Here is a 25,859-nt window from a genome sequence, read left to right as displayed (position 1 = left end):
TTATTAATATGGTAGCGGCGAGTGGAGTCGAACCACCGACCTTCCGGGTATGAACCGGACGCTCTAGCCAACTAAGCTACACCGCCACACCTTGCAGCAAACTCTCAATCGCTGCGAGAAATATCTTATCATTTTAAGAACTTCTTGTCAAGACTTTTTATATGATATTATTAATAAGTTTTTAATACATTTCATATACAGTCGAGCACGTATAATATTACACTATTTTCATGCGGAGGTCAACCATGAATTTCACAATAATATCACTTTCCGATGCAGTTTATGACAGCGAATACATGATACATTCCGTTGATCATATATCATCCGCCGTTTCCGGACTTCGGGGGTACGGGATATTCCCCGGTTCAAAGATAAAAAAACTTTTCAGCAGCCCTGCCGGCACACTTTCCGCTTATGAGATCATGGGAACAGTCATAGCTCTCAGAAAGGAAACCTCAGAAAACATCAGCGTGGTGCCTGCCGATAATCACTGATACGACAGACATCCTGACCCGGATCATCGAACATGGCCGGCACGCCACACTCAACCACACTCAACAGACATCGCAAACAGCACATGTAAAGTTCAGCCGATCAGGGGCATCGTACATTCACCTCTCTGCAAAAGCTTTCATATACTTTCCAGGGAGGTGTTTTTATGAAAAACAAAACGATAGCGCTGGCCGGCAACCCCAACGTGGGCAAAAGCACTGTTTTCAACGCACTCACGGGAATGCACCAGCACACCGGCAACTGGCCCGGAAAAACCGTCACGAACGCAGCCGGGAACATGAAATACAAGGATGCCACCTTTGACTTCATCGATCTGCCCGGAGCATATTCCCTCGACTCGCTGTCGCCCGACGAGGCCGTGACCGGCGAATACATAAGATCCGGAAAAGCCGACATAATACTTATCGTCGCCGACGCCACATGCCTGGAACGGAACCTCCTGCTCGTAAAAGACATCCTCGATATCACACACGACGCCGTGCTTTGCGTGAACCTGATGGATGAAGCCCGAAAAAAAGGCATCATTCCCGACATCGGAAAACTGCAGGAGCTTCTCGGGATCCCCGTAATCCCTGCATCCGCACGCTCAGAAGAAGGGCTCGACGAACTCATCGAAGTACTTTACAGCTTCGCCCCCGGCAGCTTTGCATCAGAAAGGCCCGCAGACAGCAGCCATCCTGTGGACATAAGCAGTATCTACAGACAGTGCGTGAGCTTCCGGAAAAAAGAACCGTGCAGCTTTGACCGTAAGCTAGACAGGATACTCACGTCAAAAACAGCCGGCATCCCTGTGATGCTTCTTCTCCTGCTGCTGATCTTCTGGATCACCATGGTCGGCGCGAACTACCCGTCAGAAGCCCTGACGGCGCTTTTCAGCGCGCTTGACTCGAAGCTCCGGCTCATGATGTCAAATGCAGAAATGCCTGGACTTTTCACGGCAGTCACGATGGACGGCCTTTACAAGACTGTCACCTGGGTGATCGCAGTGATGCTTCCGCCTATGGCGATCTTTTTCCCGCTGTTCACCCTCCTGGAGGACTTCGGTTATCTGCCGAGAGTCGCGTTCAATCTCGACGAAGCATTCAGGCGTTGCGGCGCTCATGGAAAGCAGTCGCTGACGATGTGCATGGGTTTTGGATGCAATGCCTGCGGAGTCACAGGCTGCCGGATCATAGAATCACCCAGAGAACGTCTCATCGCCATACTCACCAACAGCTTTGTCCCCTGCAACGGCAGATTCCCAACTCTGATGGCCATGATCCTGATCTTTTTCATACCCGCCGCTTCACCCGTGCGCACGCTGGCAGCCGGCGCCGTTCTGACAGGCTTCATACTGCTCGGGATAATCGTCACTCTGCTGATGTCAAAGCTGCTTTCCTCAACGATATTGAAAGGGATACCGTCCTCATTCATACTTGAACTGCCTCCGTACAGAGTGCCGAAGGCCGGCAGCGTGATAATACGATCCATCAGAGACAGGACAGTCTTCGTTCTCGGCAGAGCTATCGCCGTCGCCGCACCGTTCGGTATCGTGATATGGATCCTCGCCAATATAAAGATCGGCAGCGTTTCGATCCTCGACCACTGCACGGATTTTCTCGATCCGTTCGGCAGGCTCATCGGAGTTGACGGCGTGATCGTCATGGCTTTTATCCTCGGATTTCCCGCAAATGAGATCGTGATACCCGTGATGCTGATGAGCTACATGTCGTCAGGCGTACTGACAGACTACAGCAGCCTATCACAGCTCCAGGACATACTCGCAGGATGCGGCTGGACCTTCCGGACAGCCCTGTGCGTGGCGATACTGTGCCTTTTTCACTTCCCGTGCGGCACCACATGTCTCACGGTAAAAAAAGAAACAGGCAGCCTCAAATGGACCGCCTGCGCCTTTCTGCTGCCGACTCTCACCGGCATAATGCTGTGTATGGTTATAAATATACTGTTTTAAACTAATGCAGCGCCGAGGGCTTTGCAGTCTGCGATGCCGTCATCATCAGGTGTTTCATTGCAGATCACGTAGTCGCATGCCATATCTGCACCGAGATTCGAGCATTCTTCATCCCAGTTTCTCATCCATTCGCCGTCTCCCCAGCCGTATGATCCGAACAGCGCGATCTTCTTGCCGCCGAGTTTCGGTTTGCAGGTATCGAACATAGGCTCGAATTCACTTTCTTCCAGAACTTCGTCTCCCATCGAAGGGCATCCGAAAGCGATCGCGTCATAGTCTCCCACCATATCTCCGTTGAATTCTGCGCTTGTCAGAAGGCTTACTTCTGCGCCCTTTTCTCTTGCACCTTCAGCGACTGCCGCCGCCATAGTTTTTGTATTACCTGTACCGCTCCAATAAACTACTGCTACTTTACTCATTTTACTCTATACCTCCTAGTATTTTTGATTTCTTGATTTATATCAGGCCGCTACTGTGAGCTGCCAGACACTCTTTCCACATTCCCACAAACGCGTGTATATATCCGTGCATTTCCTGTATTTGCAAAATGTCTTTTCTGCATTTTCCTTATCTCCGTAGACCTTCCAGAACCCTACTTCAACGAACCCCTTTCCTTCGTTCTCTATAAAGCCCGTCACATCCTCGAGCGGATAACCCAGGAATATTCCGATCTCATGAGGGAACTCCCCGCTACTGCGCAGTCTCTTTTTCAGACGTCTCAGTGCGCCGTCCACACCCATGCCGTCATATCCGTATTTTTTAAGGAAGGCTGCCACGTCTGCGCCTGCCAGTACACTTTCAAGCTTCGAAACACGACACACATAAATCAGCGCTCTATGATCTTTCTTTTTCATGACCGTAAGACGTATGCCTTTGCATGACATCTGCTTATTCCAGTATCTGATGCTCTTCCTCAGGTCTCTTTCCGTCGAATAGCTGTAGCTGAACAGATTCGCCGTTTTAAGAGAAGCCAGTGTCGGAGAGCAGTGCTTTATAAGTGACATTTCAAGCATAGTGCACCTCATTTCATCAGTAACCTTCGAGATAATCCCGACTGTACCTGCGCCGTTTCATCCGGATCATCCGGATCATCGTTAGGTTAGTTTTTCCTAACTTCATGCGATTAGTATACACTAACTCATTTGGACTGTCAACATCCATAAACGATCAATTTTCTCAACAAACAAATATCCGGAATATACGCTGCCGGTATCAGATCTCACTGACACTCAGGACGTATATCCCGGATATATCCATATTTTTTCTTATTTATTCTCTCCGCAGCCGGCGCCACGCATGCAGCACGACATACAGGCCGCTGCAGAAGTGCTGCAACAGCATTACAGCAGATTTTCCATGCTCTTGAGACTTATCCCCAATGTGGAAATGTTATGTATCAGAGCCGACGTCGTAGGCTGTACGACACCGCTCACTCCCAGCAGGATCAGCCCGCCGTTGATGCCGACGATCCTTCTGTAGTTCCTGTGTATCCTTTCCATCAGCTTGACACTGAGCTCCTTGAGCACTACTATCTCACCAAGATCATCCGCAGCGATCGTGATATCTGCGATCTCTCTTGCGATCTCGGCGCCGTCGCTTATCGCGATGCCTACGTCCGCAGCTGAAAGCGCAGGTGAATCGTTGATACCGTCTCCGATCATTATCACTTTGCTTCCGTTCTGCTTTTCCTGCTCTACAAATCTCGCTTTGTCTTCAGGAAGGACTTCAGCGTAATACTCATCCACTCCTGCCTTCGCAGCTATCGCTCTGGCTGTCTTGTCGCTGTCTCCCGTCATCATAACGACTTTCTTTATGCCTGCGGCTTTCAGGTTTCTGATGGTCTCCGCAGCCTCTTCGCGAAGAGGATCATGTATGCAGATGACAGCTTCGAGCTTTCCTTCTATCGCCATGTAAAGATGCGAGTATTCTGATGAAAGCGAATCAAAGCGCCCTTCAAATCGTTCATCGACGATGCACTCTTCATCATCGAATATGAAGTGGTAGCTTCCGATTATAGCCTTCTTGCCGTTTATCATCGTAGATATACCGTGCGCTACTATATACTCGACATCCGAATGGAGCTCTTCGTGCTCCAGGCCTTTCTCCTTCGCTGCATTGACTACCGCCTTCGCCATCGAATGAGGAAAATGCTCCTCAAGACATGCAGCTATGCGAAGCAGTTCATCCGGCTCTCTGTCGCCGAAAGAAATGACATCTGCAACTACAGGTCTGGCTTTCGTAAGAGTTCCCGTCTTGTCGAATATTATGGTATCAGCCTCAGCCATGGCTTCCATATACTTGCCGCCCTTTACAGTGATATTGTGGTTTCCTGCTTCTCTCATCGCGGAAAGCACAGAGATCGGCATCGCCAGCTTGAGCGCACACGAAAAATCGACCATCAGCACCGAAAGAGCCTTCGTCACATTTCTGGTGAGAGCCCATACGAGTACGGTTCCCAGCAGCGTGTACGGCACCAGCTTGTCAGCCAGATGTGCTGCCTTTCCCTCAACAGATGACTTCAGTTTTTCAGTTTCTTCTATCATGGCAGCTATCTTCTCGTACTTGCTGCCGCCGCTCGTTTCGTTTACACGGATAACAAGCTCTCCTTCTTCGATGATGGTTCCCGCGTAAACAGATGCGCCCTCGGCTCTCCTTACCGCGAGCGATTCACCCGTAAGCGAAGCCTGGTTCACCATAGCTTCTCCGCTTACTACAGTACCGTCAAAAGGCACTACCGTACCCATATAAACTCTGACAAGGTCGCCTTCTTCTACATCTGAAGATGGGACCATGATATCTTCCTCACCATCGCGGCAGAGCCATACGTTCCCTACATTGAGCGACATGCTTCTTGCCAGATCGTCAACGGATTTCTTGTGAGTCCACTCTTCGAGTATCTCACCTATACCCAGCAGGAACATTATGCTGCCTGCCGTCTTGAGATCTCCGCGGATCATCGATACTGCTATCGCCGTCGCATCGAGTACTGGAACTTCTATTTTTCTCTTAGCCAGAGTCATGATGCCGAGTTTTATGTACTTCACGGATTTCACAGCTGTGATGATGCCTCTTATCGGATACGGTATGAAAAACACCTGTATCCCTCGCCATGTGACATGGCTCACGAGCTTCTCCCAGTATTCCCGGTTGAGTTTTCTGCCTGAACTCTGAAAATATGCTTCCGGCACCTTTACATCTTCGTAGCTGAAAGCTTTGAGTGCCTCCAGCACCTGTTCTCTGTCGCCGTCATAGCAGACCGTAACACTCTGTGTGCGCTCCTGCACACTTGCAGATTTTACAAACGGCAGATCGTCAAGATAATACTGCAGCGTATCCGCCTGTTCAAAGGTCATCCTGTTCTGCACGGCTTCTATGCGGATACGTCCTTCTATTTCATGTTTTATTCTAAATTTCATATCATTTTCTCTCTGTCACACTTGTAAAACACCTGTGGTTTCCCACAGGTGCCGGTTTTTCCTGCTTATTTACTATTCTGCAGTCTCTGCTGCCGCTTCAGCTTCCTGGCAGCCGCATTCATCACCGCATACGCATTCAGCTTCCGCTCTCTTCTCATTTATCTGCTGCGCTTCCGCATATATATCACCTGCGTTGTCCTGCGCCTTTGCTGCTACGTTCATGATGCAGTCCTTAGCTCTGAGCACTGCTGCTGTACAGCATGTATAAACTTTTTTAGCATCCTTGCTTGTCAGTACCTTGATCCCTGCGGTTCCAAACAGTACTCCTGCTGCAAAAATTCCTGATTTTTTAGCATCAACTTTCTTTAAAGCCTTCATAGTTTATTCCTCCTATTTGTGTTTATAACCGGTATAGATCGTCATTGCCAGGCAGGTCACCATCGCCCATGCCCAAAATTTGTGTTGTTTCATTCAAGAGCCTCCTTTCCCGTCATTGCACCTCTTTTGTATGAGCGTATTATATCACGCACCCCCCGGTTATAGTTTTCTAATCTTTTACTGTTGATATTTTTTTTCATTTTTCGACAATTTTTTCATGCTGTTTTCAATGTATGCAGACGCCCAACCTATGGACGCACGGGATCTTTATAGAGCAAAAGTGGCTTCGCCAAATATTTTCATATGAAACTTTTGTTGATATTCCGAAAATATCGAAAGCGATATTTCCTACGTAAAAACAGCCGGCTCAGCTTGCACTGGCCTGGCTGCTCAATGATACTTTTTCGATTTTCTGTTCATTTACAAAACCGCCGGCTTTCAGTCCTGCCAGCAGTATCGCATTGAACGATTTTTCTGAAAAACTGCGGCACGTCCCGTCGTCGAGCTCCACTGTATAATCAGCAGCTCTTTCTCCATCGGAATCACATCTTATCTTGTAAATGTCGCTGCGACTTATCGCGCCTATCTCCTCCAGAGAATTCACGAGCCTGTAAACCGTGGACACTCCTATGCCCGGGTCCTGCTCTACCGCTCTGTAGTATATTTCTTTACAGCACGTGCACTTTTCACTCAGTATTATATCCAGCAGGATAAGTCTCTGTTTCGTTATCCTGAATCCTTTGTCCTTCAGTTTGCGCAGTATCAGTTCCTTGCGCATCTGAGTTCTAGTATATTCCATAAACATATTTCTCTCATTTAAAATTTCTTTAATGCAAAATATATTTCTTCACTAGTTAGTTTATACTAATTATCTTTTTTTGTCAACAAGAAAAGTTGGTGACTCATCATGTAAAAGTTCACTGTTCTTTACGCACGTTGATGCAAATCGCAGGAATATGCGTTTTTATATCTCATAGCAGCTCACCGTCCGGTATCGCCATGCTTTCCTCGAAAAACTCAAACGCTTCTGATCCGCTGTCCGGCTTTGCCACGAACCACTCTTCATCGACCGCTTCGACTTTTATCCTGAATCCTCCTCTTCCGGCTGATATCTCTTCGCCGTTGTAAAGGAGTTTGTCCACAAGCGGTTCTGTCTCCTGCGCGAATTCTATCGGGCGCTCATAATAGTACCAGTTTTCTGCACCTATGCTCCATTTGCCGCAGTCGACAGCGGCCGAAATTATCGTATACGCATCAGGATCGCTGTTTTCGTCAAAAACCGGTTTTGCCCGTATCCACAGCTTTTTCAGAGAATTGTTCCTGACAGAGGTATCATCGCCGAAAATCAGTTCTTCATCCTGCGACTCCTCCGTCAGTGTCTCTGCGCTGATCGTGCTGATATCATCAGATACCCACGTATCGTATATGATGATCGCACTTGTCAATACAAGTGCGACTATACCGGAAATCAATATAACTGAGATCTTGTCCATGTATCCTTCCCCCCTCTCCTGAGAAAAGGATACTTTAACTGCCAGCCCGCAGCAACGGCTACCGTGATACAACATCCGGCACATAACGTCCTGCATTTACATCTTCTCAGTTTTTTCCGCAGGATCTGCGCATTTACTTAATGCTCCGAAACATTCAGCAGCGACCTGATATATCCGCTCACTTCAGTCCCGGGTATACCCAGAACATGCGAGAATTCCTCTTCGACAAGCTTTTCCGCTGACTTGAGCGTATTTTCATCCGTCGTCGGCAGCTTTTTACCTAAAGGTATGAGTTCCCTTTTTTTCATGTATAAGCAGCGGATCATCAGCAAAAGCTTCTGAGTGACGCCTTTCACCAGGATATCGTGAAAAATCTCCGAACGTATACGTCTGTCTTTTTCCCATCCGATCTCCTTGTCTTTCATCCCGAGGAGAAGCGAATCTATCTCATCCTTAGTCATCACCTCACGCATCTTGCTCATGAGTTTTTCATTTTTTGCCGGAACATACACGACCGACGAATCGCTGCTCTCAGGTTTGAGCACATAATAAGTGCTCTTCTCACTGTCCATCGCAAACTTCATCAGCCTGATATCTTCTATCATACAGATCCCGCTGGTACCGTATACCACATAATCGCCCCTTGAAAACCTACTGTCATCCATCAAAACACCTTCTTCCACATTATGACAGGCGATAAAACCATGCATCACAGCCCTGCATTTGCAACGCTTACAGGCGATGCACCTTATATATTATAGCAAAAAATCAGTATTTTTTCAAATCGCGGCTTTTTTCTGACTTTATGGAAAGGCCTTCACCACGGAGACTCCCGGGTTTAAGTTTTACTAAAAAACGAAGTTTTATCCGGTTTCACGCAATGAAAAACGGCAGGCTTTTGACCTGCCGAAAAATAATTTAATATTTGTTTTTTCTTTCGTTATTATACTGTCACAAGTATCCTGCTACAGCTGACCCATGTGCACCAGTTCATTTATCATATCTGCGCACTCTCTTATAGTCTTTTTGACCGAGTCAACTCCGTTAGCAATAGTTTTTGTAGCACTTTCCATAGTATATCCCTCTTTTCTCTCTGCTACTTTTGTTCTTGTTTATATACATAGTATCACCAATCTTGCTGTTTGTCATCGATTTTTTATGATAGTTTTGTGTTTTTTATGCGAATGCACAAAAAACTTTTATTTTTTAGTGTTCTTCTCCATATCAACATCTTTATCAGAACCGAGAAATCCACTTGAGTATGGCTGCTCTCGCAGCATTGTGTTCATAAAATATTTATATGGCCAATCGGCCGATCTCATAAAATTATCTTCTCCCGAAGTATCCGTATTGCTATTGCGCAGTTGTGTAAGATTTGAGCATGAGCGATAATCATACACAAACGATCTATAAAAAGTGCAGATCAATGTGAAGGTAAAAAAATAATGCACAACGATTTTCCATAAATTGTGATTTTTGCCGCAAAATCGCCTGTAAATCGTAATTTTTTGCTTTTACGGCAAAATCCTTGTGTAGATAAAAAGCATTTTCACTCTAATTTGCACAAAAAATCATACTGATGTGTATCCACGCCCGAAAAATCCTTTTTCTACACAAATATGTGCCCACCAGGGATCCAAACAAAAGCAGCTTATATCCCCCGACACCGGTGCGGTATGATACCGAAGCTCGCTGTCATAATCATCTTCAATGATATACACATCGTTTCTGAACGCCCAGTCAAGCAGCTTCAGGGAAGGCGGCCGTAAATACATGCAGTCTTCCTGGGATGATGTCGCGACATTTGTCATCGACTTAGAGCACATCACAGGAAAAAAAGGCACTCCTTAGGACAAAGCAGATACGTCAGGTTTATCGTATTTCACGTGCATTCTCATATCCAGCATACACTTATCGCCCTGCAAGAAAACAAAAAAAGATCGGGTCTCCATTCATGGCACTGAGAGTGATAAACTGATAAAAAGCAGAAATATGCTTTGACACAGCACAATCAAATAGTGTATAATCATTATTGTTAATTTAGCAAGCGCCATTAGCTCAATTGGATAGAGTCGCGCACTACGAATGCGAAGGTTGGGGGTTCGAGTCCCTCATGGCGCGCCAATAAAATAGTTCTTCGACAGAAGAGCTATTTTTATTGCAAGCATATCAAATCAGTAGGGACTCGAACCCGAAAGGGCCGCTGCGTCGTGAGAATGTCCGCTGGACATTAGAACAGCAGCGTCTCCAAACATGCGAAGCATGTGCAGGAGGCCGGATGCACAGCATACGGAAAAGTCCCTCATGGCGCGCCAATAAAAATAGTTCTTCGAAAGAGGAACTATTTTTATTTGTGTATATGTCAAACGAGCAGGGACTCGAACCCGAAAGGGCTGCTGCATCAGAGAGAATGTCCAATGGACATTCGAACAGCAGCGTCTCCAAACATGCGTAGCATGTGCAGAAGGCCGGATGCGTAGCATACGGGAAAGTCCCTCATGGCGCGCCAAATCAAAAACACTCATCGAAAGGTGAGTGTTTTTGATTTGCATGCATATCACTCTATTTTCTGCATTTTTTCGCGCATGCGGCCGAGGACTTTTTTCTCGATCCTTGACACCTGCACCTGCGATATCCCCAGCACGGACGCGATCTGCTGCTGCGTCATATCGCGAAAATATCGCAGCACTATTATCTGACGCTCCCTGTCCGCCAGGTCTCTGATAGCTGCTTTCAGATCCAGCAGTTCCACATTCTGCTGCTCCTCATCCACGTAGTTCCCGCCATGCATGCCTTCCGGTATCAGCTCATTATCCAGGCTTTCGATGCTCGAAAGCGAATCGATCGCTTCCAGCACCTCCATAACACGTTCCCTTGAAATGCCCATTTTCTGCGCAAGATAACTGATCTTCGGGCTTTTCCCGTATCTGTTGTAATATTCCTGCTGGAAAGCCTTCAGGTTCCTCATTTCAGTCTTCAGCTGCCGGCTCAGCTTTATCTTCCCGTCATCTCTCAAAAACCGTTTTATCTCACCTAATATCATGGGGACCGCATAGGTCGAAAACATCACGCCGAATTCCGGATCGAACCGGTCTATCGCCTTTACGAGACCGACAAAACCGACCTGTATGAGATCTTCCGTCTCATAATATGCCGACGTGTACTTGAGAGCCAGATTCTTTACAAGACCTATATTCTGCGCGACGACCTGCTCGCGCGCCGCGCGGTCGCCACTCTGCGCCTTTGCAATAAGCCTGTATGTATCCTCTTTTGCTGCCGGAGTGTATTTATATGCCACTTACTACATCCAGATATTTTATCATGATCACGGTAGTCCCCCTGCCTTCTTCCGATCTCACTTTCAGCTTGTCGGTAAAACTCTCCATCACAGTGAATCCCATTCCCGATCGTTCCTCACTGTCACCCGTGGAAAACATCGGCTCCATCGCCTGTTTCACATCTTTTATCCCTATGCCCTGATCCTCGACCGTTATCACGATTTTGCCGCCGTCATACATCGCACACTCCATGGAAACCTTAGCCGCAGTCCTGTCCTCGCAGTCTCTGTATCCGTGTATGATACTGTTGCTCACGGCTTCGGATACTGCAGTCTTTATCTCCGTCAGCTCCTCGACCGTAGGATCCAGAGGCATCACGAAAGCCGCCGCCAGGGCTCTGGCAAAGGCCTCGTTTTCCGCAAGCGCGCTAAACTCTGTTTTCATCACATTGTTCATACATCAAACCTCCATGCTCATTTGTTCCTGCCCGTTTATCAGTGCGACTGCCGCATCAAAATCTGCAGCCTCGGGCACGAGAGAAAAAACGCCTGCCATATCCAGCAGCTTTCTCACGTATTCACTGCACCCCGCGATACACACCCTGCGGCCGTTTTTGTGCAGCTTTTTATAGCGTCCCAGCACTACCCCTATACCCGAACTGTCCATAAAGTCGACACCACTGAAATCCATTACAAGATCGCTGCAGTCAAAAGCTTTCATCGATTTATCTATCGCCTGCCTGAGAGGCAGCGCACTGTGATGATCCACATCTCCTCGGATGCAGGATATCAGCACTTTTCCGGAAATCCTAAAAATCACTTCCACTAAAAAACCTCCTTTATGCAAAAGATCATACAACAATTATAATCTTTGCATAAGGAGGTTGTCCTTAAGAGAAAATATCTGATTTCCACTAATTTTGTCGGCTATCGCGGAAAAATATCGATGATTTCTTCAGAGGCCACCGCAGCATCTATGAGCGCCTCGCAGTCAAGCCTGCTTTCCGACGCAAGGATCCTGTCGAGCTTAGGCTTTGTCACAGGGTGCTTCGGCAGGAATACTGTGCAGCAGTCTTCATAAGGCTGGATAGACGTTTCGTACGTACCTATCTCCTGAGCCTTGTCCATGATGTCGACTTTGTCCATCGCGATCAGCGGTCTCATGACCGGCATCGTCACGCATGAATCCGTAACAACGAGCGCCTCTGCCGTCTGGCTTGCCACCTGACCGAGGTTTTCTCCCGTTATCAGCATGCCGCAGCCTGTATTCTCCGCGATCTTCTGAGCGACCCTCATCATGAAACGTCTGACGAGTATCGTCGTTTCCTCTTCTGGACAGTTCTGCACTATCTGCTCCTGTATCGGCAGCAGGTTTATCACATGCATCTTGAACCTGCCGCAGTAAGTGGCAACGATTGCTGCCAGGTCTTCGACCTTTTCCTGCGCTCTCTGGCTCGTATACGGATATGAATGGAAATGCACGGCTTCTATCATCATCCCGCGCTTTGCCATCATCCATGTAGCGACCGGCGAATCTATACCTCCTGAAAGCAGCGAAAGTCCCTTACCGTTCGTTCCGAGCGGCAGTCCGCCGAATCCTGCGATCTTGTCCTGATATATATATGATTTTTCACGTCTCACATCTACGAAAAGCAGGCAGTCCGGGTGATGTACGTCGACTTTCAGCACCTTGCAGCCCTTGAGTACTTCTGCGCCTATCAGCCTGCCGATATCCGGCGACTTTACAGGAAAGTTCTTGTCGGCTCTCTTCGCTTCCACCTTGAACGTCTTGATACCGCGCTCGTCGATAGCCTCCAGCATGTACTCGACTGCAGCCTTTCCGATAGCTTCCATCGTGCTTTCGCACTCCACCGCAGGGCTGATGGACGCTACTCCGAACACCTTCGAGATCTCCTTTATTATCGCCTGCTTGTCGAGGCTTTTGTCTGCTCTCACGAAGATAAGACCTTCGTGGCGCTTTACGCTCACGCCGTCGAATTTTTTGAGAAGCTTCTTGATACGTTCAACAAGCATCCTTTCGAAATAGGGTTTATTCATTCCCTTCAGTGCTACTTCGCCGCATCTGACTATAAAAATATGTTCATTATTCACTTATCTGACCACCTTTACTATTGATATCCTCACGTTAGCGGCCGGCCGGCCGGCTGCGCTTTCACGTCTCTTCTATCTGAAGCTGCCCAGCCTGCGGAAGCGTTTCACCGCAGCAGCGACTTTATCCGCTGCAATGTCGATCTCTTCTATCGAATTCATCCTTCCGAAGCTGAATCTCAGCGTTCCTTCTATTTCCTTGTCTTTGAGCCCCATCGCCTTGAGCACGTGACTCTGCCCCTTCTTGTTGGACGAGCATGCCGACCCGGTCGACACGTATATTCCGTCCTGCTCCAGCGTGTGCAGCAGCACTTCACCGCGCGTTCCCAGAAACGATATGTTCAGCAGTGAACTGCAGCACTCGCCGGCATTCTCCCCGGCCGTTTCCGGACTGTTTATCACTATGTCATCAAGCGATGCCGTCAGCTGCGATATCAGCCGCTGTCTCATCTGCGCCATAGATGCACTGTTTTCACGGCGTCCGTGCTCAGACATCTCCGCCGCCAGACCGAATCCCGCTATCGCAGGCACATTCTCCGTTCCTGATCGCTTGCCGCTCTCCTGTCCGCCTCCGCATATGAACGCCGGTATGTTCACGCCTTCTCTTATGCAGATGGCTCCGGTGCCTTTCGGCCCGTGGATCTTGTGTCCGCTTACCGATATCACATCTGCATCACTGCAAAGCTGCAGTTTGCCGAAGCTCTGTACCGCGTCACAGTGGAATATCCCGGGCGCATCCTTTTCTTTCATTATCTGTTTGACTTCGTTTACGGGCATTATCGTTCCGGCTTCATTGTTCACATGCATCATAGATACGAGGATAGTTTCATCGTTGACAGCCGATCTCAGCGCATCGATATCGAGTCTGCAGTTCCGGTCGACACCGACATATATCACCTCGAAGCCCTGTTTTTCCAGCTCTTTGCAGCATTCCAGCACTGCCGGATGCTCCACCGCTGTCGTCACGATCCTGCGCCCTCGTCTCTTCAGCGCCCTGGCCGCTCCGAATATCGCCATATTGTCAGCTTCTGTACCTCCTGATGTAAAGTACACCCTGCCGTCTTCCATGCCGATCGCCTTCTGCAGTGCGGTACGCGCCTTTTTTACAGCCTTTTCACTGTCCACACCGAGCTGATATAGCGACGACGGATTGCCGTAAAATTCGTCCATATACCGCAGCATCTCGCGTGTCACCTCGGGATACTGCCTCGTTGTCGCACTGTTATCCAAATAAATCATGTATTTCTCCTATAACAGTCTGAGGCGGATCCAGTCCGCCTCAGTTCGTTTTTATTCTGACTTTGTCATCATCTATTTCGCATAGTCTACTGCTCTCGTCTCTCTGACAACATTGACCTTGATCTGACCAGGGTATTCGAGCTCTGATTCGATCTTCTTCGAAATATCTCTTGCAAGCAGGGCTATCGCATCATCGCCTACTTCATCAGGTTTCGCGATGATCCTGATCTCTCTTCCCGCCTGTATCGCAAACGATCTCTCTACGCCTTCGGTAGTGTTTGCGATCTCTTCGAGCTTCTGCAGTCTCTTGATATACGACTCGAGAGTTTCACGCCTTGCACCAGGTCTTGCTGCCGAAAGTGCATCCGCCGCAGCGATAAGTACAGCTTCGATCGACTTAGGCTCGTAATCACCGTGGTGTGCAGCCATTCCATTGATCACAGCTTCGGACTCCTTGTACTTTCTCAGCACTTCGATACCAATATCCACATGTGTGCCTTCACGCTCGTGGTCGAGAGCCTTTCCTATGTCATGCAGGAGTCCCGCTCTCTTCGCAAGAGTCACATCCAGTCCGAGTTCGCCTGCCATCAGACCTGCCAGATGCGCCACCTCTACAGAGTGCTTGAGCACGTTCTGACCGTATGACGTTCTGTACTTCAGTCTTCCCAGCAGTTTTATCAGTTCAGGATGAAGGTTGTGGATGCCTACCTCGAATGTAGCCTGTTCGCCTTCCTCCTTGATTATAGCATTTACTTCTTTTTCTGATTTCTGCACCATTTCCTCGATCCTCGCCGGATGTATCCTTCCGTCAACGATCAGTTTTTCAAGCGACAGTCTGGCGATCTCTCTCCTTACCGGATCGAACCCCGACAGAATCACCGCTTCAGGCGTGTCGTCTATTATCAGATCTATGCCTGTGAGCGTCTCGATGGCGCGTATGTTCCTGCCTTCTCTTCCGATGATACGACCCTTCATCTCATCGTTAGGAAGCGGCACAACAGAGACTGTAGATTCCGCAACGTGATCCGCCGCACATCTCTGGATGGCTCCGGTGATTATCTCCTTCGCCTTTTTCTCTGCGTCTTCCTTTGCCTTGTTCTCGATATCCTTGTACAAAAGCGCCGCGTCGCTTCGTGCTTCCTTTTCTACCTTCTGCAGTATGATCTCCCTCGCCTGTTCGATGGAGTATCCGGAGATCTTCTCGAGCTCCTCGAGCTGCCTCTTCAGCAGTCTCTCCATTTCCTGCTGCTTGTTGGTAATGCTTTTTTCTTTATTAGTAATGCTTTCTTCTTTCTTCTCAATATTTTCAAGTTTTCTGTCTATCGACTCCTCCTTCTGAACGAGTCTTCTCTCAGATTTCTGGATCTCATTTCGCCTTTCTCTTATCTCCTTCTCGGCATCACTTCTGTGCCTGTGAGCTTCCTCCTTGGCCTCCAGTATCTTTTCCTTTTTGAGCGTTTCCGCCCTGTTCTCTGCGTCGAGTATCAGGTTCTTTGCTTTCTGTTCAGCATTCCCGATAGTCTTTTCGCCTATAGATTTTCTTAGTATATATCCAACCAGTATCCCTATCACAAGAGCCACCAGTCCAACAACAACCGCTATAACGATTTCCGTCATTGATCACCCTCCTTTTTCTTCTCGATTTTCAAGTTTTTATAATCAACTCAAAGTTCCTTGTAAATATCAATTTTGTTATATAAGAAGTAATAATAATTAATTAAAAGCACACAATATTATTATAGACTTTTTTGTCCTAGTAGTCAAGGAAAGTGAGGGGGCATCGATGAACAAATTTCCCCAGTTATTCAGACACTGCAACCGTCTCGTGCTTGTCGCACCTGTCGCCCTCTCGGCTGCGGGCATCGCTGCGATAGCAAGCGTCAGCCGCACTGACAAGACCTTCCTCACCAGGGAAGTTATCATACAGTCTGTAGCCCTCGTGATCGGACTGATACTCGTATCCGTCATCACATACGCGGGCTACAGATATTTTACCGACCTGGAGAAGCCCATATATATATTCAGCATGATACTGCTGCTGTCCGTGTACGTGCCCGGACTCGGCACATCGCTGTACGGTTCGCGTTCATGGATCGATCTGGGATTCATCACGATCCAGCCGTCCGAACCGGTGAAAATATTTTTTATCATACTTATGTCCTCATACCTGTCGCGCTGCGGAGATTCTCCTGCAAAGGCGCGCGGAGCGGCAGCAGCAGCGCTTTACGCTATGCCGTTCATACTCATCGTCACAAAGGAGGATTTCGGCAGCGGCTGTGTGTTCTGCGCCATCTGGATCTTCATGGTATTCTGCTCCGGCCTGGAACTGCGAACCATCTGCAGGCTGGCGCTCGTATTCGTATCTCTGATACCGATCGCCTATTTTTTTATGGCCGGATACCAGAAAGACCGGATAGACGCATTCCTGAAACCGGGGGATCTTAGTCTTCCCGGTAATTATCAGGTCTGGAATGCAAAGGTCGCCGCAGGTTCGGGCGGTCTGTTCGGCAAAGGATTCATGCAAGGCACTCAGGGCGCGCTCGGCTTCCTGCCGGTCCCCGAGTCCGACTTTATATTCGCATCTTTCGTGGAAGAAACAGGCTTTTTCGGCGGTATGCTGATCATAGGACTTTTCGCTTTTTTTCTTTTCGAGACGCTGAAGATCGCAAAATACGCAGAGGATCTTCAGGGCACTCTTATCGCTGCCGGGCTTGCCGGGATGTTCTTTTTCCAGGCATTTGAAAATATCGCGATGAACATGGGGCTGATGCCTGTGACCGGCATCACGCTGCCTTTCGTGAGCTGCGGCGGCTCATCTCTGATATCCGCGATGATGGGAGTCGGGCTGCTTCTCAGCGTGAGCTGCCGGCAGAAACTGTGACGTGCTCATGACCGCCGTGCACTCCGGAAGACTGCACCTTTACAAGAAAAAACAGAGCTCACATAAGCCCTGTTATCTTGTCCGCTATATCCTGAAAGTTCTTTTCTATGTATGTGCCTTTCTTGCACACTATCGGTATGCCCTTGTTGGTGGAAATGTGTATGTTGTCGTCGTCCTGTATCATGCCGACAACGGGATTTTTGAACATGTTCAGTATCGTCGCCAGATCCGGCACGAAGCCGGCTTTCATGAGCTCGACTCTGACTTTATTGATTATGAAGACCGTATTGGTCACGCCGTTCTCTCTTATGTATCTCTCTGTGACGTCTGCATCTCTGAGGGATGCCGCTTCAGGCTCTGTCACGATCACCACCTGGTCCGCAGGTCTGAGCGCCACATCCAGCATGTCGCCGATGCCTGCCGGGCAGTCGATTATTATGTAGTCGAAATATCTGCGCAGCTTGCTGCACAGCACTTCCATATGGAGAGGCGTGATATCTCTGTCGTCGCGTCTCGGCGAAGCCGCCATGAAGTAAAGGGTATCGAAACCGTCCACTTTTATCATGGCTTTTTTGATGCGGCAGATCCCTGAGACTACATCCATTATGTTGTATACGACTTTGTTTTCCATACCCAGATAGATGTCCATGTTTCTCAGTCCCATATCGAGGTCTATCAGTATGACACGCTTTTCCCGCTGCGCCAGTACCGCGCCCAGATTTACGGAAAACATAGTTTTGCCCGTGCCGCCTTTACCTGATGAAACTAAAATGACTTTTCCCATTGTGAATATTCTCCATACTTTCCTATAATTTCTCTTACTGCCGGAGCCGCATTCGAGGACTCCCCGCCCTGGATCAGCATCACCGCCACCGCGATCTGCGGATCCTCCGCCGGCGCAAACGCCACTGTCCATGCAAAGCTGTCGTACCCTTCCTTGTAAAGATCTATGTCATCTGCGCTTATTTCATTCCGGCTTTTATTTATCACTGCTCTCCTGAGCGCCGTATCATCGTTATCATACAGATCCGGATAATCCGTCATGAGACGCTCAGCTTCCTCCTCCACCTGACTCATCGTGACGTCAGGCGCTATCAGATGCAGATGTTTTCTCAGATACTCACGTTCATCTTCAACACTCTTTTTCCCGGCGCGCTGCGCAGTGCCCGTCTTCGCCGCAACAGAATAGGGAAAAGACGCAAAGGCTCGATAAAGCGAGCCATCCTTATCTCCGGTGACTCTTGTCATCGCACTGATTATATAACTGATATCTGCCTTGTCTGGGATTCCTGCCTCCCGCGTATCCTTCTGCTGCTTCCGGGAAGCTGTAAGTGTAACAGGTTTCCTTACCCCGCCGTTTGCCAGGGCCGACATATAACTTGCCATCTGAAGCGTGGTGTACGCATTGTCCCCCTGTCCGATCGAAATGTTGAATGTATCGCCTAAAGTCCACTTTATCTGATCGAAATACGTGAATTTACATATAGACGCCAGTGTCTCCGCTTTATCTTGTCTGATAAAATTCTCTTTAGTTAGTTTGCCTATAATTTCCTCTAAAGTCAAGTCCTTATCTGCCCATTTTACGATTTTTTCTATATTTTTTCTGGTCTGCTTTCTGTCCTTCAGCGTATCCTTTTTAAAATACGTCTCTTCTTCCGCAAGCAGATAATTCCTCAGCGAGCTTTTCACCCCTTCTTTTTTGAGCTCTGCAGACGGCAGCACTCCTGCACTTTCTTCTATCTCTATACCCGTTTTTCTGCCGAGTCCCAGCATCTTCGCAGTATCGGTTATCGTCTCGTTGCTTATCCTGCGGTCGTAGTCGAGAGATGTCCCCGACGCAAAGTCTTTTCCTGCAGCGATATCGAAAAAATAGTAATTGCATGATACCTTGAGGGCTTCCCGCAGGCTCACGTATCCGTGCGTTTCATTTTTTTCATTCCATAGAAAACAGCCGTACGTCCTCTCTCCCAGGGTCACGGCTCCGTCATCATACAGATATTTTTTCTCGTCCAGCCCGCAGCTCATCGCAGCCAGTGCGGTCACCGGCTTGAATGCAGAGCCGGGCTGCACGGCTGTCATCGTGGCCGTGTTGTACATGGGCGACGGGCTCATCGGATCGTACGGATTCTCCTGCTGGAGCGACGCCCATTTCTCTTCTGACACAGATACCGCAAAATCATTGGGATCATAGTCCGGGAAGCTTGCCATGGCAAGCACCTCGCCGGTCTCCACGTCGATAGCCACGGCCGCGCCTGAAGCTGCGTTTTTTGCCGTTGTCATCGCATAATCCCCGTAGCTGCTCTCGAAGGTACCTCCCTCTGCAGCTTTTGCGACCGCCTGCTCCAGAGCATCCTCAGTCACCTTCTGCAGCCTCGAATCTATCGTAAGCTTTACATCGCCGCCTTTTTTCGCTTCACTGCTGCTGATAAGCCCTGTCACTCTGCCGGATGAGTCCACCCGGAACCGCTGTACCGAATCGCTCCCTCTGAGCTTTTCCTCATAGCGGCTTTCGATGCCTGCCTTCCCGATCAGTGCATCCTTTCTGTATCCTTTTTCGTTCACATATTCCTCTTCCTCATCAGAGCTGATACGACCCATATATCCGAGGACATGCGATGCCAGCGATCCCTGCGGATAGCTTCTCACATATTCAGTGGAAACAGTCACTCCCTTTATCCTCTGCCGCTGTATGCTGTCTGCCGCCTCTTCCGAAACATCCTCCGCAATGACTACAGGCATATATGCCGTATATCCCGTATCCGATACCGCGTCCCGCACTTCGTCGATCGTCACGTTCAGATCCTCGCCCAGTTCCTCGAGCTCGCTCATCACAGAGGCAGCCGTTTCCAGCATCTCGTCCCGATCCATACCGGCACGGCTCACACATACCGAATAGACCGGTCTGCTCGTCGCCAGCACCACCCCGTTCCTGTCGAGTATATCACCCCTTGGCGCCGTCTCGTAAACTGTTCTGACCGACATGTCTTCCGCAGCGCTTTTCCACTCTCCGGCCTGCACTGAAGTAAGCACCAGAAGCCTCACGGACAGTACGAGTCCCATAAATATCATGAAAATACTCATCAGCGAATGTTTCGATCTCTTTTCTCTTTTCACTGAAGCCTCCTCGTCGCAAGATCAGTCCATCATCCCCTCCGCTCTCATGCTGACATAGCATCCGTCGCCTATCACTATATGGTCGAGCACCGGGATCCCCAGTATCTCTCCCGCCTGCATCAGCCGTCTCGTCGTATCGAGATCGGCGCTGCTCGGCGTCGGATCCCCGCTGGGATGATTATGTACGAAAGCGACCGAGCCCGCGCTCCGTCTGACTGCATCCACGAATACTTCTCTCGGATGCGTCGTACTTGAACACAGATCGCCTACCGAAATCTCCGCCTCTTCGATTATCTCTCCTTTTACATTTATCAGCAGCGTCACAAAATGCTCTTTCTTGTGATATCTCATTTTCTCCATGAACAGCTCGGCTATATCCGAAGAACGTTCTATGCGCGTGCACTCCTCATGCGGTCTGGTCGCGATGCGTTTTCCAAGCTCTGCAGCTGCCAGGATCTCACACGCTTTGGCTCTTCCTATGCCTTTTACGCGCTGCAGCTCTTCAGGCCTGCATCCCGCCAGGAATCTTATGCCCGTGCTGTCAAGCGATATCACTTCTGACGCCAGATCCAGCGCCGACCTGCCGCCCGTGCCGCTTCCTATTATTATCGCCAGTATCTCTGTATTGGAAAGCCGCTCTTTACCTTCTCTCAGCAGCTTTTCTCTCGGCCTTTCGCTGTCCGGAAGTTTTCTGATCTTCATTTTTCCCTTTATCTCCTTTTATTATGCATTGCTGTGCTTCGTGTTATTATACCATATTTTTACATTTAAACCGTGTTTTTCTAAATATTTTTTCGATAAATTTACCGCGTGCGGGCATAATAAGTAATGCAAAACATTTTTCAGGAGGTCAATATCATGGATATGAACAAAAGCATCAAATGCACAGTAGGAACATGTCAGAACCACTGTGATTCAGCTGACTACTGTTCACTGGACTGCATCACTGTAGGAACACACGAGTGCGACCCTACCGTTGATCAGTGTACAGACTGTCTTTCATTCAAAAGAAAATAGCTGATCCTGTCCTCCTCAAATAGGAGCATGCTCTTTTTCTGAGGTCAGGCACTTCCCCTCTGATTTCTGCATATAGTACCAAAGCCGGCAACACCAGCGACACTGGTGCGAGACTCTGGTAATACGCTGAAATACCGGATGATGCAGCGTTTTATCCGCTCACGATCATCTACAGAGGGGGATACATAGAATGAGTGTTTCATTTCCGAAACCACTGACCGACAAAGAAGAAAAATACTATATCTCACTATGGGAAAAAGGCGATGAACAGGCCAGAGAAATACTTATCGAGCGCAATCTGCGTCTCGTTGCCCACATTGCAAAAAAATACGCCACTGCCACTCAGAGCATGGACGACTATATCTCTACAGGCACTATAGGGCTGATAAAAGCGGTAAACACCTACCGCAGCGGCAAGTCTGTCAGACTTGCCACTTATGCTGCCAGATGCATCGAAAACGAGATCCTGATGAGTATAAGAGCATCAAAGAAGACTTCCTCTGAGGTTTCCATAAATCTGCCGATAGGGACCGATAAGGACGGGAACGAAATCAGTCTGAACGATATACTGGGCACAGATCCCGATGCCGTCATAGACGATATCAATACCAGGATACAGGTTCGCGATATGCTCAACGCACTAGGCAGCGTGCTGACTGACCGCGAAAAACAGATCATAATACATCGCTACGGCATACTCGGCACCGCACCGAGGACACAGCGCGAAGTCGCCGCATATCTGGGGATAAGCAGATCATATGTCTCGCGCATCGAAAAGAAGGCTCTGGAAAAGCTCCGGCGCGCGATGGAATCCTGACATGTCATGTACGGACCCCGCCTCGCATGCAGTGCGTCGCATCGCACCGCATCACGCCAGCGCCGGACTGCTGTAGCTCCCTGATTTTCTCATATATTCCAGTATCTTTTCAAATACAGGCCCTGCTGACGCCGATCCGGACCCTCCGTCTTCCACGAACACGGTTATCACATATTCCGGCTCGCTACACGGAGCATACCCTGTGATCCAGCCGTGGGTCCTGACAGTTTCGCCGTCGCTGTACTCCGCAGTGCCCGTTTTCACCGCAGCCTCCGCGCTCCCGTCACGCGCTGTCATATCCAGACCGCTCCCTGTTCCGCTCTCCGTCGTTTTTTCCATCATGGCGGCTATCGCTCCCGCAGTTTTCCCGGAAATCACGCGTTCATTACCGGCTTCTTCCTCCATCAGCATATGCACGCCTCTGTCTATGCCGCCGGAAGCTATGATCCCTGTCATATGCGCCACCTGCAGAGGCGTGACGAGAGTTTCTCCCTGCCCGATCGACAGATTGGCTATCGCATCTCCTGACCGCTCTCCGGAAGTCATCAGGTGCCCTGCACTTTCCTGAGGATACCCTGTCAGAGCTTTCTTTCCGAGTCCAAGCTTCTGCGCCGTCTCTATTATATCGTCAGCGCCGATCTCCTGCCCCAGCTGTATGAAGAAGCTGTTGCACGACTGCGCAAAAGCATCCTCGAATCCTATGCTGCCATGCCCGTCGTCTCCACCTGTCTCGCACTTCACCTGCAGATCTCCTACTGATACCGACCCCGTACAGTCATAGCTGCAGTCGATATCCACACCGTTTTCCAGTGCCGCGGCTGCGACCGCGATCTTGAAAACAGACCCCGGTGCATACTCACCCTGAGTGGCCTTGTTCACAAGCTCATCGCCATCACTTTCAAGATGCGTGCCTACATCATTGGGATCGAAAGACGGCGTACAGGCCATAGCCGCGACTCCCCCGTCTGAAGCATCGAGAATGACGACCGCGCAGTCCTTTTCCACATTCTGTATTATCTCCTCGACGGCCTGCTGAAGCTCCTTGTCCACCGTCGTGCGTATGCCTTTTATGACAGACGAGTCCTTCTCACTGTCAGACGTGATCACAAGCCCTCTTCCCGGAAGGATCCCGCCTTTTACATCCGCGACCGCATATATCCTGCGGTTGAAGCCGGACAGCTGATCGTCATACATCAGCTCAAGCCCTGCAGCGCCCGATGAATCGCTCCTGTTCACATACCCTATGAGGTGCACTGCCGTCTGCTCGTCGCTGTATCTCGCGGATGCCTGCAGTATATACGCTCCATATCCGGATATCAGCCTGTGCCCTGCATATTTTTCATACGACTCAGAGCTGTAGACCGCATACTCATTCTCCTCGTTGATGACCTCATGTGCGCCGATACGGTCCAGGATACGCAAAGCCTCACTGTCCATCTTTTTCTTATTTATTATATAGACAAAACGCTTTTCATCAGCTACCAGAGGTGATCCGTTCCTGTCGTAAATGATGCCGCGCGTGTTGCCGCCCTCAAGAGCTATCATCGACTGCATCCTGGTCACCGCCGCCAGCTCTCCGTTTCCTGTGATCTGTATATAAAACAGCCTGCAGACGAGCAGCCCAGCCAGCACCGCTGCTATCAACATGACTTTTTTCAGATTTCCCGCCATTCTGTCCATAAAAAAACTCCTCTGCATGTATTTTTACCACGCAAAGGAGCCTGTATACATCATCATATTTATTTGAGGCGGTGCATGAACAGTCCGCTGCCGAGCTTCGGCTCGAACCACGTCGATTTAGGCGGCATCACCATATCGTTGTCGGATACCCTGAGAAGATCCGTCACGTCTACCGGATATACCGCAAATGCGACCTTCATATCGCTCTCTGCACGTCTTTTGAGTTCGCCAAGACCTCGTATGCCTCCGACGAAGTCTATCCTCTTGTCAGTTCTCGGATCGCTGATGCCGAGCACCGGTTCGAAGATATTGTTCTGCAGGATCGCAACATCCAGCGAATCGATCACATGATCCGGTATGATACTGCTGTCGGCTGTCAGCCTGTACCATTTTCCGCCGAGGTACATCGAGAACACATGCTTTGCTTCAGGATAATACGTCTCTTCACCCATATCGTCGACCGCAAAGCCCGCAGCCTTTATCTTTTCGATAAACTCTTCTTCCGAAAGTCCATTGAGATCCTTTATCACTCTGTTGTAGTCGAATATCCTCAGATCGCTGTCGGGGAATATCGCCGCCATGAAGAAATTGAACTCCTCATCGCCCGTATAGTCCGGATTCTCATCGCGCCTTTTCAGTCCGACCTTGCACGCCGACGCACTTCTATGGTGGCCGTCCGCTATGTAAAGCGCAGGGATCTCTGTGAAAAGCGCTGTTATACCTGCGATCAGCTCTTCGTCGTCCACTACCCAGAGTATATGTCGTATCCCGTCGGATGCAGTCACATCGTATACCGGCTCATTGTTCTCCGCAAAGCCCTCCACGATGGATCTGATCCTCTTGTCGTCTCTGTATGTGAGGAACACAGGCTCAGTATTCGTGTCACACACGTCGAAATGCCTGATCCTGTCCTGCTCCTTCTCCACTCGCGTGAATTCGTGTTTCCTGATCGTGTTGTTCTGATATTCATCGACTGCCACGCATCCTACTATACCGGTCTGCACGCGGCCGTCCATTATCTCTCTGTATATGTAAAGACACGGGCTGTCGTCTTCGATAAACGTTCCGTCTTCTATGAATTTCGCTATATTTTCTTTCGCTTTCTGATAAACCGATGCGTCGTACGGATCCTCCTGATCCGGCAGATCTATCTCAGATCTGCAGATATGCAGAAAGCTGTGCGGATTTCCTTCCGCCATCGCTGCCGCTTCACTTCTGTTCATCACATCGTAAGGCAGTGAAATAACATCCTGCACGCGCTCCCGTGCCGGTCTCACCGCCTTGAAAGGTCTTACTGTAGCCATTACCTGATCTCCTTTACTATCCTGTCTGTCACTTCTTCAATAGAAAGTTCCGTCGTATCGACTTCCAGCGCGTCATCCGCTTTCTTCAGCGGATTCAGCTCTCTTGTCATATCACGGTAGTCTCTCTGTTTTATATCCTCAAGAACTTCTTCGAAAGAAATGTTTTCCCCTTTTTCCTTCAGTTCTTTATAACGTCTTTCTGCTCTTTCCTCTGCCGTTGCTGTCAGGAAAAATTTGTACTCCGCGTCTTTAAGAACGTTGGTGCCTATGTCTCTGCCGTCCATTATCACGCTTTTTTTCATGCCCATGCCACGCTGCAGCTCCACGAGTTTTGCGCGCACCGCAGGTATCGCCGAAAAACGCGATGCACGTTCTGACATTTCCGGAGTCCTTATCAGATCATTGACCGTCTCGCCGTCCAGTATAATATCTCCGTCGGCAAAGTCTATGTCCGTATCGTCGAGGACCTGTACGAATCTCGCATCTCCGCCGTCTTCTATGCCTTCGAGCTTCATCTTGTAGCCTATAGCTCTGTACATCGCCCCGGTATCTATATAATCTATGCCAAGCTCAGCTGCCACAGCTTTTGCTATCGTGCTTTTACCTGCTCCGCTCGGCCCGTCTACTGCTATCCTGATCAATTTATCCATATCTGCCGTTTCTCTTTTCT

24 protein-coding genes and 2 tRNA genes are annotated in these 25,859 nt (G+C 49.1%); 6 read left to right on the top strand and 20 right to left on the bottom strand.

Going from position 1 to position 25,859, the window contains the following annotated elements; translation table 11 throughout:
- Positions 1-9 precede the first annotated feature (9 nt).
- Positions 10-86, bottom strand: a tRNA-Met gene (locus OCV59_RS07615).
- Positions 87-245: 159 nt separating this feature from the next.
- Between OCV59_RS07615 and OCV59_RS07610 the strand changes: the two genes are divergently transcribed.
- Both OCV59_RS07610 and feoB read left to right on the top strand, forming a co-directional pair.
- On the top strand, positions 246-494 hold the full coding sequence (locus tag OCV59_RS07610; protein ID WP_147593896.1) for a ferrous iron transport protein A: 249 nt from the start codon (positions 246-248) through the stop codon (positions 492-494).
- Between the two features lie 164 nt (positions 495-658).
- Positions 659-2,464: a ferrous iron transporter B gene (gene feoB, locus OCV59_RS07605; RefSeq protein WP_147593895.1), complete on the top strand. Its 1,806-nt coding sequence runs from the start codon at positions 659-661 to the stop codon at positions 2,462-2,464.
- Here feoB and OCV59_RS07600 read toward each other — a convergent pair.
- From OCV59_RS07600 to OCV59_RS07570, 7 genes are all read right to left on the bottom strand, one after another.
- The gene (locus OCV59_RS07600) at positions 2,461-2,883 is read right to left on the bottom strand and encodes a flavodoxin (protein ID WP_147593894.1); all 423 of its coding nucleotides are present in this window, start codon (positions 2,881-2,883) and stop codon (positions 2,461-2,463) included. The two genes, feoB and OCV59_RS07600, sit on opposite strands and share 4 nt — an antisense overlap.
- Positions 2,884-2,925: 42 nt before the next feature.
- Positions 2,926-3,477, bottom strand: a complete 552-nt coding sequence (locus tag OCV59_RS07595; protein ID WP_147593893.1) for a DUF3793 family protein — start codon at positions 3,475-3,477, stop codon at positions 2,926-2,928.
- Between the two features lie 327 nt (positions 3,478-3,804).
- The gene (locus OCV59_RS07590; RefSeq protein ID WP_147593892.1) at positions 3,805-5,880 is read right to left on the bottom strand and encodes a heavy metal translocating P-type ATPase; all 2,076 of its coding nucleotides are present in this window, start codon (positions 5,878-5,880) and stop codon (positions 3,805-3,807) included.
- A gap of 72 nt (positions 5,881-5,952) precedes the next feature.
- Positions 5,953-6,258, bottom strand: coding sequence for a DUF6110 family protein (locus OCV59_RS07585; protein WP_147593891.1), 306 nt, complete (start codon positions 6,256-6,258; stop codon positions 5,953-5,955).
- Between the two features lie 367 nt (positions 6,259-6,625).
- The gene (locus OCV59_RS07580; RefSeq protein WP_262584218.1) at positions 6,626-7,057 is read right to left on the bottom strand and encodes a transcriptional repressor; all 432 of its coding nucleotides are present in this window, start codon (positions 7,055-7,057) and stop codon (positions 6,626-6,628) included.
- Positions 7,058-7,229: 172 nt separating this feature from the next.
- Positions 7,230-7,751 (bottom strand): hypothetical protein, encoded by a 522-nt coding sequence (locus tag OCV59_RS07575; RefSeq protein WP_147593890.1) that lies wholly within the window; start codon positions 7,749-7,751, stop codon positions 7,230-7,232.
- 137 nt (positions 7,752-7,888) lie between these two features.
- On the bottom strand, positions 7,889-8,416 hold the full coding sequence (locus tag OCV59_RS07570) for a CarD family transcriptional regulator (RefSeq protein WP_262584217.1): 528 nt from the start codon (positions 8,414-8,416) through the stop codon (positions 7,889-7,891).
- 1,382 nt (positions 8,417-9,798) lie between these two features.
- On the opposite strand from OCV59_RS07570, the gene OCV59_RS07565 reads away from it, so the two are divergent.
- Positions 9,799-9,875 (top strand) — tRNA-Arg (locus OCV59_RS07565).
- 433 nt (positions 9,876-10,308) lie between these two features.
- On the opposite strand, the gene OCV59_RS07560 is transcribed toward OCV59_RS07565, so the two are convergent.
- The 6 genes from OCV59_RS07560 to rny form a co-directional block, all read right to left on the bottom strand.
- Entirely contained in the window at positions 10,309-11,049 is a 741-nt protein-coding gene (locus OCV59_RS07560) for a sigma-70 family RNA polymerase sigma factor (protein ID WP_147593887.1), read from the bottom strand.
- Positions 11,039-11,485 carry an anti-sigma F factor gene (spoIIAB, locus tag OCV59_RS07555; protein ID WP_147593886.1) on the bottom strand — a complete coding sequence of 149 codons (447 nt, stop codon included), beginning with the start codon at positions 11,483-11,485 and terminating at the stop codon, positions 11,039-11,041. The genes OCV59_RS07560 and spoIIAB overlap by 11 nt, the downstream gene beginning before the upstream one ends.
- A gap of 3 nt (positions 11,486-11,488) precedes the next feature.
- Entirely contained in the window at positions 11,489-11,854 is a 366-nt protein-coding gene (locus OCV59_RS07550; protein WP_262584216.1) for an STAS domain-containing protein, read from the bottom strand.
- Between the two features lie 101 nt (positions 11,855-11,955).
- Positions 11,956-13,140, bottom strand: a complete 1,185-nt coding sequence (thiI, locus tag OCV59_RS07545) for a tRNA uracil 4-sulfurtransferase ThiI (RefSeq protein ID WP_147593884.1) — start codon at positions 13,138-13,140, stop codon at positions 11,956-11,958.
- 72 nt (positions 13,141-13,212) lie between these two features.
- Positions 13,213-14,376: a cysteine desulfurase family protein gene (locus OCV59_RS07540; RefSeq protein WP_147593883.1), complete on the bottom strand. Its 1,164-nt coding sequence runs from the start codon at positions 14,374-14,376 to the stop codon at positions 13,213-13,215.
- 72 nt (positions 14,377-14,448) lie between these two features.
- A complete protein-coding gene (rny, locus tag OCV59_RS07535; protein ID WP_147593882.1) occupies positions 14,449-15,993 on the bottom strand; it encodes a ribonuclease Y in 1,545 nt (514 codons plus the stop codon).
- A gap of 166 nt (positions 15,994-16,159) precedes the next feature.
- On the opposite strand from rny, the gene OCV59_RS07530 reads away from it, so the two are divergent.
- Entirely contained in the window at positions 16,160-17,257 is a 1,098-nt protein-coding gene (locus OCV59_RS07530; RefSeq protein ID WP_147593881.1) for an FtsW/RodA/SpoVE family cell cycle protein, read from the top strand.
- 58 nt (positions 17,258-17,315) lie between these two features.
- On the opposite strand, the gene minD is transcribed toward OCV59_RS07530, so the two are convergent.
- Genes minD through radC form a run of 3 tightly spaced genes read right to left on the bottom strand, consistent with a single transcriptional unit; the run spans position 17,316 to position 21,073 of the window.
- The gene (minD, locus tag OCV59_RS07525; protein ID WP_262584213.1) at positions 17,316-18,041 is read right to left on the bottom strand and encodes a septum site-determining protein MinD; all 726 of its coding nucleotides are present in this window, start codon (positions 18,039-18,041) and stop codon (positions 17,316-17,318) included.
- Positions 18,023-20,371: a peptidoglycan D,D-transpeptidase FtsI family protein gene (locus OCV59_RS07520; protein WP_147593879.1), complete on the bottom strand. Its 2,349-nt coding sequence runs from the start codon at positions 20,369-20,371 to the stop codon at positions 18,023-18,025. Before OCV59_RS07520 ends, minD begins: the two co-directional genes overlap by 19 nt.
- Before the next feature lie 21 nt (positions 20,372-20,392).
- Positions 20,393-21,073, bottom strand: coding sequence for a RadC family protein (gene radC / locus OCV59_RS07515; protein ID WP_147593878.1), 681 nt, complete (start codon positions 21,071-21,073; stop codon positions 20,393-20,395).
- A 156-nt stretch (positions 21,074-21,229) separates the two neighbouring features.
- Here radC and OCV59_RS07510 point away from each other — a divergent pair, with 156 nt between their 5' ends.
- Both OCV59_RS07510 and sigK read left to right on the top strand, forming a co-directional pair.
- Complete coding sequence (locus tag OCV59_RS07510; protein ID WP_147593877.1) at positions 21,230-21,388, top strand: DUF1540 domain-containing protein; 159 nt, start codon at positions 21,230-21,232, stop codon at positions 21,386-21,388.
- A 190-nt stretch (positions 21,389-21,578) separates the two neighbouring features.
- Positions 21,579-22,205, top strand: coding sequence for an RNA polymerase sporulation sigma factor SigK (gene sigK / locus OCV59_RS07505; RefSeq protein WP_147593876.1), 627 nt, complete (start codon positions 21,579-21,581; stop codon positions 22,203-22,205).
- Between the two features lie 51 nt (positions 22,206-22,256).
- Here sigK and OCV59_RS07500 read toward each other — a convergent pair whose 3' ends face one another.
- From OCV59_RS07500 to cmk, 3 genes are read right to left on the bottom strand one after another with little or no spacing between them, the layout of a single operon-like run.
- Positions 22,257-23,885, bottom strand: coding sequence for a peptidoglycan D,D-transpeptidase FtsI family protein (locus OCV59_RS07500; protein ID WP_262584212.1), 1,629 nt, complete (start codon positions 23,883-23,885; stop codon positions 22,257-22,259).
- 59 nt (positions 23,886-23,944) lie between these two features.
- Positions 23,945-25,189 carry a DUF1015 domain-containing protein gene (locus OCV59_RS07495; RefSeq protein ID WP_147593874.1) on the bottom strand — a complete coding sequence of 415 codons (1,245 nt, stop codon included), beginning with the start codon at positions 25,187-25,189 and terminating at the stop codon, positions 23,945-23,947.
- Positions 25,189-25,839, bottom strand: a complete 651-nt coding sequence (cmk, locus tag OCV59_RS07490; protein ID WP_147593873.1) for a (d)CMP kinase — start codon at positions 25,837-25,839, stop codon at positions 25,189-25,191. Before cmk ends, OCV59_RS07495 begins: the two co-directional genes overlap by 1 nt.
- Between the last annotated feature and the right edge of the window lie 20 nt (positions 25,840-25,859).

It is taken from the genome of Brotomerdimonas butyrica, from assembly GCF_025567305.1.
Taxonomy (GTDB): Bacteria; Bacillota; Clostridia; order Peptostreptococcales; family Anaerovoracaceae; genus Lentihominibacter; species Lentihominibacter butyricus.
This window is presented reverse-complemented; position numbering and strand designations above follow the sequence as displayed.

Bases quoted from the DNA above. Each gene is read 5' to 3' on its own strand.
- OCV59_RS07610 (WP_147593896.1), top strand. From the start codon at position 246: ATGAATTTCACAATAATATCACTTTCCGATGCAGTTTATGACAGCGAA.
- feoB (WP_147593895.1), top strand. From the start codon at position 659: ATGAAAAACAAAACGATAGCGCTGGCCGGCAACCCCAACGTGGGCAAA.
- OCV59_RS07600 (WP_147593894.1), bottom strand. From the start codon at position 2,883: ATGAGTAAAGTAGCAGTAGTTTATTGGAGCGGTACAGGTAATACAAAA.
- OCV59_RS07595 (WP_147593893.1), bottom strand. From the start codon at position 3,477: ATGCTTGAAATGTCACTTATAAAGCACTGCTCTCCGACACTGGCTTCT.
- OCV59_RS07590 (WP_147593892.1), bottom strand. From the start codon at position 5,880: ATGAAATTTAGAATAAAACATGAAATAGAAGGACGTATCCGCATAGAA.
- OCV59_RS07585 (WP_147593891.1), bottom strand. From the start codon at position 6,258: ATGAAGGCTTTAAAGAAAGTTGATGCTAAAAAATCAGGAATTTTTGCA.
- OCV59_RS07580 (WP_262584218.1), bottom strand. From the start codon at position 7,057: ATGGAATATACTAGAACTCAGATGCGCAAGGAACTGATACTGCGCAAA.
- OCV59_RS07575 (WP_147593890.1), bottom strand. From the start codon at position 7,751: ATGGACAAGATCTCAGTTATATTGATTTCCGGTATAGTCGCACTTGTA.
- OCV59_RS07570 (WP_262584217.1), bottom strand. From the start codon at position 8,416: ATGGATGACAGTAGGTTTTCAAGGGGCGATTATGTGGTATACGGTACC.
- spoIIAB (WP_147593886.1), bottom strand. From the start codon at position 11,485: ATGAACAATGTGATGAAAACAGAGTTTAGCGCGCTTGCGGAAAACGAG.
- OCV59_RS07540 (WP_147593883.1), bottom strand. From the start codon at position 14,376: ATGATTTATTTGGATAACAGTGCGACAACGAGGCAGTATCCCGAGGTG.
- rny (WP_147593882.1), bottom strand. From the start codon at position 15,993: ATGACGGAAATCGTTATAGCGGTTGTTGTTGGACTGGTGGCTCTTGTG.
- OCV59_RS07530 (WP_147593881.1), top strand. From the start codon at position 16,160: ATGAACAAATTTCCCCAGTTATTCAGACACTGCAACCGTCTCGTGCTT.
- minD (WP_262584213.1), bottom strand. From the start codon at position 18,041: ATGGGAAAAGTCATTTTAGTTTCATCAGGTAAAGGCGGCACGGGCAAA.
- radC (WP_147593878.1), bottom strand. From the start codon at position 21,073: ATGAAGATCAGAAAACTTCCGGACAGCGAAAGGCCGAGAGAAAAGCTG.
- OCV59_RS07510 (WP_147593877.1), top strand. From the start codon at position 21,230: ATGGATATGAACAAAAGCATCAAATGCACAGTAGGAACATGTCAGAAC.
- sigK (WP_147593876.1), top strand. From the start codon at position 21,579: ATGAGTGTTTCATTTCCGAAACCACTGACCGACAAAGAAGAAAAATAC.
- OCV59_RS07500 (WP_262584212.1), bottom strand. From the start codon at position 23,885: ATGGACAGAATGGCGGGAAATCTGAAAAAAGTCATGTTGATAGCAGCG.
- OCV59_RS07495 (WP_147593874.1), bottom strand. From the start codon at position 25,189: ATGGCTACAGTAAGACCTTTCAAGGCGGTGAGACCGGCACGGGAGCGC.
- cmk (WP_147593873.1), bottom strand. From the start codon at position 25,839: ATGGATAAATTGATCAGGATAGCAGTAGACGGGCCGAGCGGAGCAGGT.